A 16427-nucleotide genomic window follows, 5' to 3' on the forward strand; every position below is an offset into this window, starting at 1 on the left:
TGTTCTTAATTCTCTAAGTTTACAAATCTCTTCCAAGGAAATAAAGTCCTTTTAGAGTGTGAAGCCTATCCATCACATGAATTTTATCTGTCAAAGGTTTATAGATATGAGAAACCCCTCCAGTGGCAACGACAAAACAGTCATCATTCACTTCTTCATTGATACGGGTGATAAAACCTTCTACCATACCTAGGAATCCATATACCATACCGCTTTGCATGCAGGTTACCGTATCCAATCCTAAAACAGTTTTTGGCTTTTTCAGTTCAATATCCGGAAGCTGTGCGGTCTGGTTGATCAGTGAATTGAGTGAGGTAACAATTCCCGGAGCAATAATCACTCCTAAAGTCTCGCCTGTTTCCGTCACACAACTCGCTGTAAGGGCCGTTCCAAAATCAATGATAATCTTTTTCCTGCCAGGGTACAAATTGTGTGCTGCCACAAGGTTTGCATAGATATCTGTCCCCATCTGCTTTGATTTTGCCTGAACTCCCGAAGGAGTTCCTCTGTCAACAATCACAGGAGTCGTTCCATGAATTTTTTTGATCCCCGAGCTCATTACCTTGGTAAGCTGGGGTACCACAGATCCGATAATGACTTTATCAATATCTTTTGGATCAATTTTATAGGTCTGGTAAAGCATCAGCATTTGTACATACAGTTCATCTGCTGTTCTGTAGGGTTTTGTATTGATGACCCACGAAATATCACAGTTATCGCCATTGAAAAGCCCAAATCGGATATTGCTGTTCCCTACGTTGATTACGATTGAATTCATTGACATATTTTTCAGAAGAAATCCCATAATCTATAACTGAGATTCCTGCTTAATTTTGAGGGAATAAATTTAATGATTTTTATAAAAAACTACCCCTTGATCTCTCATAAATTACTTTTATCTTAAAAATATCCTTCCTAAAAAACTTCTTTACTATAAAACAAACCTTCTGGAAGCTGCATTCCCCCTCCTGAGAGGTGTTTGTAACAAAATGATATTTTAGAGAAATAAAATATTTCATGCTTTTTAATTCTCGCAGATTTTCTCAATTGAGCAAGATAACATCTTTAAAACCTGCTGAATCTGTGGAAATCATTAAAAATCGGAAGACCAAAATATTGCTTCTTCTTTAAATTAAACGGCGCGGAAATTTTATTTCCGCGCCATTCTTTTTTTATTTCGTGTTAATTATTTCACTTCAACAAAATTATTCTCTATGTTCACATCAGCAATTCTCTGGCTGAAATCAATTCCCAGAACAGATAACTGAGATTTTGTGTAAGGGATCGTCAACGTATATTCTTTTTGAGTCCAGGGCCAGTAAGGCATTGTTTTAAAATCACCATAGACATCTTTTTCTTTCCATGTATGAGTCATATTCAATGGAATCTGGTAAGTCACTATTTTCTTATCAGTGGTCATCACCCCAAAATCGATCGGCATAGGAACCTGACCATTATTGACTAAGGTAATGGTTGTAGATTTTGCATCGTATTTTACATCCTTAATTCCATAATCAATGGTCTTTGTGGTATTGATCCAATAGTTATGGAACCACTTTAGATCCATCCCGGAAACCTTCTGTGCAATGTGAAGGAAATCTCTGTCTGAAGGATGTTTCATACTCCACTGATCATAATATTGTTTTAGGGTTTCTGCAAGATTCTGCTCTCCCATAATGTATCCTAGCTGTACCAGATATAATTCACCTTTTACATAAGAAGCATACGTATAAGAAGTCCCGTTATCATGGTGATCCCCCAGCCAAACTGCAGGTTCTTCAATTCCTTTTTTAATAAACTTTCTGTAAGCATCCAATCTTTCCATAAAAGGATTCGGAAGATCTTCCGGGAATAACTGATACATCGTATATCCTTCTGCATAGCTTGTAAAGCCTTCATCCATCCATGGACGAACAGATTCGTTGGTTGCCAGCATCTGCTGATACCAGGAGTGAGATCCTTCGTGGGCCATTAAACCCAATAGATCTTTAACATTTTTAGCTTCACCTAATATCATGGTACACATCCCATACTCCATTCCGCCATCTCCTCCCTGAATAAATGCGTAGGTAGGATAGACATACTTTCCAAAGTGAGAATTCATAATCTGGAAATATTTGGTGATATAAGGCTGTGTTTCTCCCCACGCTTTTGTTTTATCATTTTTCTGATACACCAGATATACTTTTGGCCCTTCCGGAACATTGAAGCTTTCTACAGAATAATCTCTGTCTGCACTCCATGCAAAATCAAGAATATTTTTTGCTGTCCATTTCCAGGTTACTTTCTTATCTTTTTCTGCTTTTATTTTAGCATTGGCATCATAACCTTTTACTTCTGCTGGGTTTTCGAGAATTCCTCCTGCTCCTACAACATAATCTTTGTTGATTTTAATGGTAACATCAAAATCGGAGAATGGAGCATGAAATTCTCTTCCCAAATAGTCAAAAGTTGACCAGCCGTCATAATCGTACTCAGCAATTTTCGGATACCATTGCGTCATTGTCATATCTACTCCTTCTCTGTTGTTTCTTCCACTTCTTCTGATCTGCTGCGGGATCACAGAATCCCAATCCATTGTAAAAGTAGTGGTAGAATTCGGTTTAATAGGTTCTGCCAGATATACTTTCATAATGGTTTCCTGAACTTCAAACTTCAGGTCTTTTCCATTCTGTTTAATCCAGTGGATATTCTGAGCACCTTCCTGATCTTTTGGAATAGAAGCCAATCTTGAGATTCCGTCTTTCTGCAACCTTCCGTCACCATTTTTCCCCTGGGAAGCCACTCTTTGATCCATCATAGAATTGGGCTTAAAAGCATTCCAGTATAAATGAAAATACACCACCTTCAACTCATCAGGTGAGTTATTGGTATATTCTAAAGTCTGTTTTCCTTGGTAGGTAAATTTTTCAGCATTAACATCAATATCCATCTTGTACTTCGCAGCCTGCTGATAATAAGCTCCTTGCTGAGCCTGAAATTGTGAAATGATAAACGCAAAAATGATTGCAGCCGATTTCCTCATTTAAAATTTTATTTTTTCTAAAGTTAGGTAATTTAAATAAGAACCTCAAATAGGAGTTATTCTGAGATTTTATTCTGTTTGATATGGTTTTAGATGGATTTTAATTAAAATTGTTAAATTCTTTTTTTGAGCTTTATTTACTGTGATCCTTCTGTATATCTTTTTATCTGCTTTTTAATAGTTTTTTGATTAAAGTAATCTGTCCCAGATGATAATAGCAATGTTCGATCATTCCGTCTATATTTCTTCTGTAAGTTCCATACTTCTCATCCACAAATACCTCATCAAGTTTAGAATCCGGCATCTGCTCCAATAATACAGCAAACTTCTCTGAATCGTTCCATAATGTATGTAATAAGTCTTCCCAGTGTTCCTGAGATTCGATGGAAGGAAGATCAAAACTAAATTTATCTTTGATCTCGAGATCTCCGCCTTCAAAAACATTCACAATTCCTGCGATATAATAATCGATATGAAAAGTGAGCATCGCAATGCTATTCAAAGAATCCAACTTCGTCACTGCCTCTTCCCAGCTAACATCCGAAAGCTGATTTTTAAAATTCGTATTGGCAATCCAAAGACCATCCAGTAATACTTCCCTAAACCTTTTTGATAATTCTGATACTGAACTCATGGGCTACTATATTATGTTTTCTAAAGATAAATAATAAAAAAAGAATGTCAGTTTTTTAGAAAAACTGACATTCTTGTGGGAAAGTGATTGTGATGATCTCCATCGCAAAAACAATAATTATAAGACTGAGTATTGGCTAATCCATTTCATAGAAAAGTTTCTTCCATTTTGTTATTGTATTTCTGCTCAGTTTATAATGATTCGCCAACTGAAGGTTATTCAGATTATTCTTTTTCTGATAGTCTAATATTTTCAGAATAGCAGATTTACTGTAAGAACGGTGTTTCTGATTAAAAGCTTCTGTTTCTTTATCTGCTTTCCCGAATATTTTATGGTTCAGCTTGATAACATCTATTGCTGAAAGGTTTTCGTTTTTCAATAAAGAAAGGCATTCCGCTTTTTTTTCAGGATATTTAGCGTCGAGAATATCCATGAAAATTTGTTGATAATTAATGTTAGATTTTTGCATGGTTTTTTGAGGTTTAATAGATATTAGTCTACTGATTTTCTGTATTTTCCAATCCATTTGTAAAGAGTTGTTTTAGGTATTCTGTAATCTTCTAATACCTGAAACCTTGTTTTTTCTCCACTTTCAATAAGCTCCAGTACAAAATCTATGATCTCTCTGGTATAAATATTTTTCCTAAATTGTGGAAGAGCCGTCTTTGTCTTTTTATCAATTCCTCTTTCAGCATTAGCTGGGGCATACAATATCAAATGTTGTGTATAAATCCTAAAAAAATCATATTCCAAAAGCTTGCTCCAGCGGAGTAGAACCTCGCTATCTAAGCTTTGGGCTGCATACATTTTGTTTACTTCCTCCTGTGAACATTTCATAAAGTTGCAGATCCGGAATATTTCTATCCTACATTCTGTAACTCTTTTTTCAATCATCTTTCCTATATGTATTTCTTTAAAATTTACCATTGTTTTACTTTTTATTGTCTTCTGTAACCCAAAAATGGAAATGCCTCTAAGCTCTTTTAAGTTTTATACAGAGACTTTAAGGACAGTTAGTATTTCTCTTTTTCTAATAATTTAAAAGATGCAGTCTTCTATACTTTTATAACCATATTAAAAGAAAGAAGCACTGCATCATTATTTTAGATCAGATTTTATACATTAAAATCCTGCCTTACCTAGAGCATAAGCCATGATATTATGCAAGAATCTCTCTTGTTGAGTGTCAATCACAGTACCTGCCACTGAGGTATCTCTGAAAGCTCCTTCATCCCAGAAGAAAATGGCTTTCCCTTGGTTTCCGGCAACAAATATTTGCGGAGCAGCTCCATTAGCTGCCAAAAGCGTATATCCTGCAGGTAATTGAGAAGTTGTGACACTACCAAATGATCCCTGACCTGTTATCAGAATGTTTGTCGTATTCCCAAATATTCCATTGTTGATCGAATTTGTATTGGTTGTTGCGGTCGCTACACCAGAACCTACAGCACCTGTGCCTCCGAACGCATTAAACAGACTGGTTCCAGTACCAGAATCAAAAAGAATGATTGCAACTCCTCCGCCATCTACAAACCCTTTAATTTTGGCTGCATCCGCAGCTGTCATATTGGCAAATCCTGTACTTATAACATCATACGAACTTAATAAATTAGCTACTGTAAGCCCAGATAAAGTGGATGTGATATTTGTAAAAGTAAACCCATTAAAATTGCCTGTATATGTTCCAGAAGCTCCATAATTAGCAGCATTGCTGAGTTGCGAATTGTAGGCAGCTTGTTCGGTACTTCCTATCGAATACGTTGACCAATATGCAAAACGAACTGTTTTTCGAACGGCTACAGAGTTTGAACAGCTTAAGTTTAACTTAGCCCATGACCCTGTTAAGGTTCCGGATGCGGAAGGTGTTCCGCTTAAGCTGTAAGTAATTACTTGAGATTGTCCTGCGTTAAGAGTGACCGATGCAGGTGTTACAGAAGCTACAGTAACTCCAGTTACACCACTTAAAGTAAGGTCGCTGGCCTGAAAACCAATCGTAGCTGTGGAAAAGGAATTATTGGTAAGCGTCACAGAAAATGTTGCTCCAGATAATGCTACACCTCCTGTATAAGTACCCTGAAATCCGCTTTGAGTACAGTCCGCTGCTATGGTAGGTGTTGTGGAACAAGCATCACATAAACAGTTTGACCATGCTGTCCCGTTAAATACTTTTACACATTTCATGCTGCTGTCATAAATGATAGTTCCTTCTGCAACATTTCCTCCCTGAGGGTTTATAATGTTTCCGGTGGAAGTGTTCGTAGGCAACACCAAGCCCATATTATAGGTGGTAGGCTTATTAATATCTAATGCACCTCTGGGTGCTGTTGTTCCGATTCCGACCTGTCCGTTCGCTATTTGAAATAGCACTATTAATACAATTAATAAATACTTGTTTTTCATACTATGTATTTTTTACGATGATAATTTGTAAACTTGAATATTGTTAAGTTGGAAATGCTTCACATCCTTTTTTCAAAGTTTTGAGCTTTGATAAAGCTAATTGTAAAGACTTAAGCAGTAAAGAGTATTATGAAAGGCGGGGGGCGGGAATAATGAGCCACCACTTTTTCTTTTACAAGAGAAGAGTCACAAAATGAAAATGCAATAGTGTTTTCCCAGGCAAAAGAGTATATGGGTATATACAAATCTTCGTATAGAATCTGATATTTCTGGATAACGGGATTATTGTTCAGTACCGCAAACCCCAAATAACCACCCGGCGATGCCAATAATGTATGCCTATTTCCTAAAGGTTTAACATAAGAAAGGATTTGAAGCTTTTTTTCCGGTTTGTAAGGTTTTGCTTTTTGACATTTTGGACTTACAGCCCATTTTTTCTTTATCGATCTTCGGGTAATTGTTCTTTCTTCATTTAATGTTGAATTTCCGAAATGTTCCGCACCATATATATGAACACCTTTTGCAATATAAATTTCGGTTTTTCCTGTACCTGTACTGATTTTCGTTTTTGAACTGTCAAAATCATCTGCTACATAAAGAATACCGTTTCCTTTGATAATAACTGCAGGATTATTTTTATTAAAAGTTTGGGAAAATAAAAACACAGAGATGAAATGCAGAAAAAAGCCAATAGACATACCGTACTTACGGTATGCTATTGGAAACAAACTTTCTTTCACCAGAATGTTTTTCATCATATTATTAAACAATAGTCCTCTTTAGACTATTGTTTAACCCATTGATTTACAAATCAATATTTTTAGAATAAAGAATTGGCATCAATAAAAATTTATCTTTCTATTTTTTTTATCTATAAATATTAAATCAATGAAACAAAGCATACACAATGAACTAGAAAACAGAATTTTAAATTATTAGGTTTCTCAAAAAAAAGTTTATATTTGCATTGAAAAAGTAGTCTAAAGAGGACTACTTTTTTTATGGTAATTTAGCTGATAATAATCGCTAAACCCTATAAAATGACACTTCAATTTTTCCTATCTGAAAATTGTGGCATACAGAAAAACATCCACCTGGTAATTACTGACAATCAACAAAATAAAAAATACAATTTTTGCACAAACCTTAGTATTTCCGAAGAAAACTGGGACAAAGAGAAACAGCGTCCCTGCAATATTTATATAAAGAAGTATAAAATACTCAATGCAAAATTGGATTGTATAAAAAAGGAAATAACAGGATATATTGATAATAAAAAAATTCTTCGCCGTGAGATAGTATGCAAAATAAAAAATATAGGTAATGGAGTGCAGGATCCACCACAAGAAAACACTCTCCTATACTATATGCAATGGTATATTGACAGCAAAAAGGGACTCATATGCCATTCCACTTATAAAAGATACAAAGTTTTCTTACGCCTCCTGGAACGTTTTGAAGGGTTTTTATGTAAATCCGTTTATATTGAGAATGTAGATTCTGATTTCATAAGGGATTTTATGATTTTTGGAAAAAAGGAAGAATACAGCGAAAATACAATCTACCGCACCATCCATTTTATCAAAACCATTTTGAATTTTGTAGAAAGAAAAGGCATCAGAACCTGTGTAAGAGAACTGGAGTTGCGCAGGGAGAAGCAAAAAAAAGAAGTGGTAACACTTACAGAAAAGGAAATCATCAAAATACAAAAAACAGCAGTTCCAGAAGAATTGCAAGCCGCAAAAGACTGGTTGCTCATCAGCTGTTATACCGGTCAGCGATTTTCGGATTTTATACGTTTTAATACTCAACAGTTACATAGTATAGAAGGGAAAACCTGTCTTTCGTTTGAACAGCAGAAAACAAAAAAAGAAATTTTTCTGCCCTTACATCCTAAAGTATTGCACATCATTAAACACAATGAGAACCGCTTTCCCAAAATAATGGACATCCAGCATTACAACAAATACATTAAAGAAATTGCAAAACTTGCCCACCTGAATGAATCTTTAAAATCCAGGAAAAGAGTTGGCTACAGAAGTAAGGAAGTGCAATCAGAAAAGTGGGAAACGCTGTCCAGCCACATAGGACGAAGGAGTTTTGCAACCAACTTTTATGGAAAAATTCCCACACCACTGTTGATGGAAGCTACAGGCCACAGCACCGAACAAATGTTTCTGCGATATATTAATCCTGTGAATAAAGACCGCATCCTGTCTTTAAGCAATTATTTTGATAAAATTGATGAAGGAAAAATGACGTATCAATACTAAGCATGAGCATTATTCTTTCATTTGTATGTTGAAAAAAACCTCAAATGCAAAATACATCTGAGGTTGATATTATAATATTGAATGATCATTATTTTTTAGCAGAAGCTTCTTTCTTTCCACTTCTTAAAATCTTTTCAAGAATTTTTAGAGTGATCAGATAAGTTGGTTTTACTCCTGTAAGACCAAGACCTCCTGAAGATAATGTACTTCCTGTTTCTAACGGATTATCAGAAGCGTAATACGCATACATCACAAAAAGATCCGGTGAAATGTGGTGTCTGATTTTAGAAGCTACCTGAATAGCTTTCTGATAATGTGCCCCTTCCATTTCAAGACCAATTGCCTTCCATGAAGTATTCATAAAGTAAGATAAAATATCTCTGTTTTGCAGTGACGTTCCTAATACGGTAATCATAGGCCCTTCAAAAGCTTTCAGCTCATCATCATTGAAGTCATCAAGCTTTAATGCATTTTCAAATGGATAGTTATCTGCCGTTCCTTCAAAAATATGAGAAGTAGGAATCATGATATCACCTTTCGCTCCGTTAAGGATACCGGCTTTCCCCATGATAGAAACAGACTTCACCTTCATCATATATATTTCCCCTTTGTGCTCAAAAGGTCTCAACAGCTCATCCATTACTTCAAAAGCCTGCTCACCAAAAGCATAATCGAATACCATTACCACATCATCTCCTGAAAACTTGCAGTCTGCAAACGGTGTATTCTTTAAGTCTGTTTTGCTGAGGTCAATGATCTGAACATCGATATTACTTCCACTCTTGTCAGCAATATGAATCATTCCCTCATCCAACGCATATTTTAAAACTTTATCACGAAGTTCTTTTTTGTTCGAAATCTCTTCGTACAGTTTATAGTCAATTTCATGATGCTGTTTCTTTTTAACGGCATTGTTGGCATACAGCATATTTTTCACAGAGTGCATGTTGGCAGAAATGATATGAAGCGGGCGCATGTGAAGGTTGTTATCAAATAAAACCTCTTTCACTTTGTTGGCCCATTTCTCACCAAAATAATGATGTCCTACTCTTTCCTTTAATATAGCGCTGAAATAAACTTCTCTTTCTCTGCTTCCTTTTGCATCCTCAAGACTTACTTTTCCTAAGTTGTAGATGATTTTGAATAAACGATCAGGATTATGATCATCACCAAATGTATTGTAAGCTCTTAACGTTTCATCAAAAGATCTTCCTATTAAAGAAGAAAGATGAATAAGTGCCACTTCTTTTTCCTTTCTGCTGAACTTCTTTTCCCCTTTCACGACTTCTTCTATAATTTTGAAAGCACGTGTCGGTTTCCAGTTTTCATTCTGAATGAAAGCCAGATTACGGATTTTATCCGCTTCTATAAATAAAAAGGTAAGGTGGGTAAGAATGTCATAAATTTCGGAACGGCCCAAAAGAACCTCAATATTCATCTGGTGTTCGTCTATTCTATAACAGTTTCTTCTTCTTTTCTTTGGAACAATTGGTTCGAAACTTCCTTTATCAAACCCTTCATCAGATGTAAGATGAATAAAAGCACATTCTTCAATCCCTTCCGGAAGTCTGTCTAATACATACATCAAACCGTCAAGTTCCAATTTGCTTGGAATATTCATGGTTCCATAAATTTCCGGATTGATCGTCTTCAACAAACTTCTGATACTTTCTCCTGAAACACCTCCCGGCTTGAAAAATCCTCTATAAAATAAATGTCTCATAGAGATGTATAATCTTTCAATAGCTTCTGTTGTCTCTCTTGCTCTAGAATTTGTCATAAAATAAATTTCACACAAATATACAAAATCTTTGCCCATCTTATTTTAACTGTCTTTTAATAAGTTGTTTAAAACCTATTGATAAGAAGGTGTATTTTAAGATCTATCTGCACTCCTTTTTGTTTAATTATTTAATGTAAAATTGAATATCCCTATTTTATTCTTATATTTAGACAAGCATAAGTGGTCATAAAAGATTTGTTTCAAATACCATAATAGTCATGACAGCTGTTATTAATATGATTATTTTCAAAAGGACATTACAGTAAAAGTTTCTATTTCTGGATTTACAGTCATTCATTTTTAAACTTAAATACAAATCACCCCTCTCTAAAAACACCAAACAAGCGTTTAAGTTGTATAAATTTTCAAAACACCCCTAAATTTTTTAGGGTTAAAATGTTTTCAATTCATTTTTTTCGTAAATTTGCCCTGTAAAAAATCACCCAAATATGTCAACCTTAAGATTCAAAGCATTAGAAACCCTACCATTTAAGGATTTCAGAAAAGACAACGCTGTCGAAATCCCTGCAAAATTATCTGAACTTTTCTGTAAAAATGTTTTCTCAGAAGAAACAATGAGAGAATATTTAACAAAAGAAGCATTCAATTCTATTATGGATGCTATTAAAAAAGGAACTAAGATCCAGAGACATATCGCAGATCAGGTAGCGGTAGCGATGAAAGACTGGGCAATGAGCAAAGGTGCAACTCACTACACACACTGGTTTCAGCCTTTAACAGGGACTACTGCAGAAAAGCACGATTCTTTCTTTACCCCAATTGAAGGAGGAAGAGCGATTGAAAGATTCAGTGGAAGTATGCTAATCCAGCAGGAACCTGATGCATCATCTTTCCCTAACGGAGGTATCAGAAATACTTTTGAAGCAAGAGGTTATACAGCTTGGGATCCTACATCTCCGGCATTCATCATGGGAACTACATTATGTATTCCTTCCATCTTTATCTCTTATACCGGAGAAACATTAGATTACAAAACACCTCTTTTAAGATCATTGAACGCTGTGGATGATGCTGCTACAAATGTAATGCAGTATTTTGACAAGAACGTTACCAAAGTAACTCCTACTTTAGGTTGGGAGCAGGAATATTTCCTTGTTGATTCAGCATTATACCAATCACGTCCGGACCTTGTATTAACAGGTAAGACATTATTAGGACATTCTCCTGCAAAAGGACAGCAGCTGGATGACCATTATTTCGGTTCTATTCCTACAAGAGTAATGAACTTCATGAAAGAGTTGGAAATTGAATGTATGAAATTGGGAATTCCTGCAACAACAAGACATAACGAGGTTGCTCCAAACCAATTCGAGCTTGCTCCAATGTTTGAAGAAGTGAACGTTGCTGTAGACCACAACTCTTTGTTGATGGACATCATGGCAAGAGTCGCTCACAAACACCATTTCCATATTCTTTTCCACGAAAAACCCTTCGCAGGAGTAAACGGAAGCGGAAAGCACAACAACTGGTCTTTGGCAACAGATACAGGTGAAAACCTATTAAGCCCGGGAAAAAATCCAAAGAAAAACTTACAGTTCTTAACATTCTTTGTTAACACGATTAAAGCTGTTCATGAATATGCAGATCTTTTAAGAGCAAGTATCGCTTCTGCAAGCAATGATCACAGACTTGGTGCCAACGAAGCTCCACCAGCAATTATTTCCGTATTTATCGGAAGTCAGTTGTTCAGCGTGTTGGAAGAACTTGAAAAAGTAACCAACGGAAAACTATCTCCGGAAGAGAAAACAGAATTAAAATTAAACGTAGTTGGAAAGATTCCTGAAATCTTATTAGACAATACTGATAGAAACAGAACTTCTCCATTTGCATTTACAGGAAATAAATTTGAAATCCGAGCTGTAGGTTCTTCTGCTAACTGTGCAGAATCTATGACTGTAATGAACACTATTGCAGCGAAGCAGCTGAACGACTTCAAAAAAGAAGTAGACACACTTATCGAAGGTGGATTAAAGAAAGATGAAGCGATCTTCAATGTATTAAGAGAGTACATCAAGCAATCTAAGAACATCATGTTTGAAGGTGACGGATATTCTGACGACTGGGCAAAAGAAGCTAAGAAAAGAGGATTGAACAACCTTAAAACGACTCCGGAAGCTCTTAAACAGGAAATGGACAAAAAATTCCTGGACCTTTATGAGGAAATGGGAATTTTCAACCATAGAGAAGTTGAAGCAAGAAATGAAATCAAATTAGAAAAATATTCTACCGTTATCGATATTGAAGCAAGAGTTCTAGGTGATATCGCAAGAAACCACATCATTCCTTCTGCTTTAAACTATCAGAACAGATTGATTGAAAACGTAAAAGGTCTTAAAGAGATCTTCGGAGATAAAGATTTCAAGCCATTGGCGAAAGAACAGATGAGTTTAATTACAAGCATTTCTGAAAATGTTTCTAAAATCAAGCTTGGTGTTGAAGATCTTCTTAAAGCCAGAGAAACGGCAAAAAATATATCAGACAGCCAAAAACAGGCAGAACAATACTGCAACAAAGTAAAACCATTATTCGATCCTATCAGAGAAGCTTCTGATGCTTTGGAAATGATGGTAGATGATGAGCTTTGGCCAATGACAAAATACAGAGAAATGTTATTTACAAAATAACCTCTGTAAAGTTCCATATTAGTTCAAATTCCCCGGAAAACCGGGGAATTTTTTATTTTATTTAAAATACTAATAGACAAAGACTTCCACAACTTCAAAATTGGTACAGAATTTAATTTTACCTTTGTTTTCATTATGAAAATCCTGATCGTAGAAGACAACAAAGAACTCGCCCAAAGCATGGAATATTATCTTGAAGGCGAGAACTATATCTGTGAATGCGCTTACCATTACAGTGAAGCTCTGGAACGCCTGAATTTCAATTCATATGACTGTATTTTATTGGATATTATGCTGCCCGACGGAAACGGATTGAATATTTTAAATTACATTAAAACCGAAAAAATCAACAGCGGAATTCTCATTATTTCTGCTAAAAATGCATTAGACGACAAAATAAACGGACTGGAAAAAGGAGCCGACGATTACATTACAAAACCTTTCCATCTCCCAGAACTGCATGCCAGATTAAGAGCTGTTTACCGCAGAAAAAAAATGGACGGCTACAGTGAAGTCAAATTCAATGAAATACTATTAAATACAGATACATTCGAGGTTGCCATTCATAAAGCAAGACTGGAAGTTACCCAAAAAGAGTTTGAATTATTGCTCTATTTTCTCGTCAATAAAAACCGCGTATTATCAAAGCAATCCATCGCCAATCATCTTTGGGGCGACTATACAGATAATTTGGCTAATTTTGACTTTGTGTATCAGCACGTCAAAAATCTGAGAAAAAAAATAGGGGCTGCCCAGGGAAATGATTATATCGAAACCATCTACGGTTTGGGTTACAAGTTTAATGCTTTAAAATATAATGGCTCATGAATTTATTGAATAAAATATCAGTCTGGTTTATTGCCATTGTATTGCTCGTCACTCCTGTAAGCATGTATATTTCGTACACCAGTATAAAACATCGCCTTGACAGTGTTGAAATCGAAAGGCTTAAAAACGTCAACAACTACGTTCTCAACCAGATAAAAAAAGGAGAAACTCATGCAAAAACATCCCAGGGACTCCCAATTTCTGTAAGCCTATTTAAAGGGAAAAATATCCCCATAGAACCGGAGGTTATTCACACCTGTCTGGAAAATAAAGGTGTTTCAAAGAATGAATGTAAAATCCTGATCAATTCCTACGCAAAAGTTGACAACACAATTTACAGGATATCTTCATACGGCTATATTACGGCTACCCAGCAGATCATGGACGGAATGCTGGTTGCTTTTTTCTGGAAGGTACTATTAATCACAGCCATTGTTTTCATTACCGCAAGAATTCTATCCAGATTTATTTTAAAACCTTTTCACCATGCCATCAATGGACTGCAGCAATTCAGTATTCAGAAAAAAGAACGCCTGCAGCTTTTACCAACAAGCACAAAAGAGTTTAAAAAATTAAATGAATTTCTGAAAACAATGACAGACAAAGCGCTGGAAGATTATGCTTCAATGAAAGAGTTTTCAGAAAACGCTTCGCATGAAGTTCAGACCCCTTTAGCCATTATCCAGAACAAAATTGAATTGCTTTCAGAAACGGAAATCAATGAAAATCAAGCTGTTTTATTAACGGACATTCAAAACTCTATTGATAAACTGAGCAGAATAAACCGTTCATTAATTCTTCTGACTAAGCTTAACAACAACGAATTCCTGACCGATGATGAGTTGAAATTCTGCCGTGTGGAAAGAGAAGCATTATGCATGTATGCCGATCATCTCGCCCTGAAGAATATTACCTTAAACAGGAATTGTGAAAAGAGTGTTTTTGTCAAAATTCATCCGGCATTAGCAGAGATTCTGCTGAGCAATCTCCTGTCAAATGCAATCCGCCATAATCTTGAAGGAGGGAAAATTGAAATCCATTTAACGCATAATTACTTTCAGATCAGCAATACCGGGCTGCCACCCCACGTCCCCACACAGGAACTGTTTAAAAGATTCAAAAAAAGCAATCAGTCCCAAGAAAGTATAGGACTTGGGCTTTCTATTGTGAAACAAATCTGTGAGGTAAATGACTTTTCTGTTCATTATGATTTTGCAGACGGATGGCACAGTATTACCGTCTATTTCGACAATACCCAAGTACACAATTTATCAATTTCTAAAAGGATATTAACTGAAAACACAATCGCTTTTGAAAATGTAGAACAGATAGTAAATTTTGCTAAATAATCGCCGTTTTAATTATTTTTTCCAACTTCAAATTTGCTTCAAAATGTATTTTTTACTTTGAAAAAAGAAAAATACGTTAAATGCTTTCAAGAGTTTTTATTCTCGCATTATTATCCGTCTTTTTTGTCAACAACGTAAAAGCACAGGAAGTTCTCACACTTCAGTCTGCGCTGGAAACGGCCGTTCAAAATTACGGATCTATCAAGGCCAAGGAATCTTATCGGCAATCATCAAAGGAATCGATAGAGCTGGCAAAACGGCAATACCTGCCTAATCTTAACATCAGTATTCAACAGGATTACGGAACAGTCAACGGACAAAACGGTCCTTTGTATGGTTTTGGAGGATATGGAGTCGCTTCATCCGGACTTCCGCTCCCTGATCAAAACTGGAACGCTTCTTTCGGAGCCTTATATTTAGCAAATGTCAACTGGGAGTTTTTCTCTTTTGGAAAAGCAAAACAAAGAGTGAAAGTTGCAGAATCTAAAAATCAGAGAGACACCAAAGATGTATCCGATGAAATTTTCCAGCATAAAGTAAAAGTTACGGCGGCTTATCTGAATGTTTTAGCCGCTCAAAAATTAAAGCTTTCCTATGCCCGAAATCTCGGAAGAACCGATACGATCAGAAGAATCGTTGAGGTTAAAGAAAAAAACGGCATTGTTCCGGGAGTTGATTTATCCCTTGCAAAAGCTGATTACGCCAATGCAATGATTACTTACACCAAAGCAAAAGACAACGAGCAGGAGCAGGAAAATAAACTCGCCCAATTGCTGGGGATTCCGGCTCAGGAGTTTGTGCTCGACAGCACTTTATTAAAAAGAATTCCTGAAGAGTTCCCCACAGAAAAAGGTTCTTCTCTGGAAAGCCATCCTTTATTGGCATTATATAAAAGCAGAATCAATGTAAGTGAACAGGAAAAACAATTCCTGAAAACACAATATTACCCGTCATTTTCAATGGTTGGGATTTTCCAGACAAGAGGTTCAGGATTTGGAAACGGATATGCACAAAATCAAAATGACTATTCCACCTCTTACTGGGATGGCATCCACCCTACAAGAAGCAACTATCTTCTTGGGATCGGTGTTTCATGGAACTTCACTCAAACCTTTAGGCTATCAAAGGAAATAAGCGCTCAGGAGTATGTAAGTAAGGGTTTACAACATGAATATGACCTTGCAGAGCAACAATTGAAAGCTCAGCTGGATTTATCTGATAATAAATGGAAAAACGCCATCCTGATTTATGATCAGGTTCCGGTTCAGCTGAAATCTGCCGGAGACGCTTACATTCAGAGATCTGTTCTCTACAAAAATGGGTTAACAGATCTCGTTGATTTGTCTCAATCCATTTATGCATTGGTAAGAGCCGAAACAGACAGAGATATCGCTATTACCAATGTGTGGAATGCTTTATTGTTAAAAGCTGCCGCCATGGGAGACTTCTCTGTTTTCGAAAACGAACTGTAAGATTAATATCAATTATAA

13 protein-coding genes are annotated in these 16427 nt (G+C 36.0%); 5 read left to right on the forward strand and 8 right to left on the reverse strand.

What is annotated here, in order from left to right:
- Positions 1–19: 19 nt before the first annotated feature.
- The 7 genes from AC07UM_RS11585 to AC07UM_RS11615 form a co-directional block, all read right to left on the reverse strand.
- Positions 20–778 carry a type III pantothenate kinase gene (locus AC07UM_RS11585; RefSeq protein WP_494683358.1) on the reverse strand — a complete coding sequence of 253 codons (759 nt, stop codon included), beginning with the start codon at positions 776–778 and terminating at the stop codon, positions 20–22.
- 408 nt (positions 779–1186) lie between these two features.
- A complete protein-coding gene (locus tag AC07UM_RS11590; protein WP_494683357.1) occupies positions 1187–3025 on the reverse strand; it encodes a M1 family metallopeptidase in 1839 nt (612 codons plus the stop codon).
- Between the two features lie 163 nt (positions 3026–3188).
- Complete coding sequence (locus AC07UM_RS11595) at positions 3189–3659, reverse strand: DUF1572 domain-containing protein (RefSeq protein ID WP_494683356.1); 471 nt, start codon at positions 3657–3659, stop codon at positions 3189–3191.
- Positions 3660–3795: 136 nt separating this feature from the next.
- Entirely contained in the window at positions 3796–4128 is a 333-nt protein-coding gene (locus tag AC07UM_RS11600; protein ID WP_494683355.1) for a helix-turn-helix domain-containing protein, read from the reverse strand.
- 23 nt (positions 4129–4151) lie between these two features.
- On the reverse strand, positions 4152–4586 hold the full coding sequence (locus AC07UM_RS11605; RefSeq protein ID WP_494683354.1) for a transposase: 435 nt from the start codon (positions 4584–4586) through the stop codon (positions 4152–4154).
- Between the two features lie 195 nt (positions 4587–4781).
- Complete coding sequence (locus tag AC07UM_RS11610) at positions 4782–6059, reverse strand: hypothetical protein (RefSeq protein ID WP_494683353.1); 1278 nt, start codon at positions 6057–6059, stop codon at positions 4782–4784.
- 110 nt (positions 6060–6169) lie between these two features.
- The gene (locus AC07UM_RS11615) at positions 6170–6817 is read right to left on the reverse strand and encodes a hypothetical protein (protein WP_494683352.1); all 648 of its coding nucleotides are present in this window, start codon (positions 6815–6817) and stop codon (positions 6170–6172) included.
- 282 nt (positions 6818–7099) lie between these two features.
- On the opposite strand from AC07UM_RS11615, the gene AC07UM_RS11620 reads away from it, so the two are divergent.
- Complete coding sequence (locus AC07UM_RS11620; protein ID WP_494683351.1) at positions 7100–8332, forward strand: tyrosine-type recombinase/integrase; 1233 nt, start codon at positions 7100–7102, stop codon at positions 8330–8332.
- An 88-nt stretch (positions 8333–8420) separates the two neighbouring features.
- Here AC07UM_RS11620 and AC07UM_RS11625 read toward each other — a convergent pair whose 3' ends face one another.
- Positions 8421–10112, reverse strand: coding sequence for a DUF6909 family protein (locus tag AC07UM_RS11625; protein ID WP_494683350.1), 1692 nt, complete (start codon positions 10110–10112; stop codon positions 8421–8423).
- 452 nt (positions 10113–10564) lie between these two features.
- On the opposite strand from AC07UM_RS11625, the gene AC07UM_RS11630 reads away from it, so the two are divergent.
- From AC07UM_RS11630 to AC07UM_RS11645, 4 genes are all read left to right on the forward strand, one after another.
- Positions 10565–12760, forward strand: coding sequence for a glutamine synthetase III family protein (locus AC07UM_RS11630; RefSeq protein ID WP_109737817.1), 2196 nt, complete (start codon positions 10565–10567; stop codon positions 12758–12760).
- Between the two features lie 135 nt (positions 12761–12895).
- Positions 12896–13588 carry a response regulator transcription factor gene (locus AC07UM_RS11635; RefSeq protein WP_494683349.1) on the forward strand — a complete coding sequence of 231 codons (693 nt, stop codon included), beginning with the start codon at positions 12896–12898 and terminating at the stop codon, positions 13586–13588.
- Positions 13585–14937: a sensor histidine kinase gene (locus AC07UM_RS11640; RefSeq protein ID WP_494683348.1), complete on the forward strand. Its 1353-nt coding sequence runs from the start codon at positions 13585–13587 to the stop codon at positions 14935–14937. The genes AC07UM_RS11635 and AC07UM_RS11640 overlap by 4 nt, the downstream gene beginning before the upstream one ends.
- A gap of 80 nt (positions 14938–15017) precedes the next feature.
- Positions 15018–16409: a TolC family protein gene (locus AC07UM_RS11645; RefSeq protein ID WP_494683347.1), complete on the forward strand. Its 1392-nt coding sequence runs from the start codon at positions 15018–15020 to the stop codon at positions 16407–16409.
- The last annotated feature ends 18 nt before the right edge of the window (positions 16410–16427 follow it).

The sequence above is a fragment of the Chryseobacterium sp. GW821-FHT04C04 genome (genome assembly GCF_059420365.1).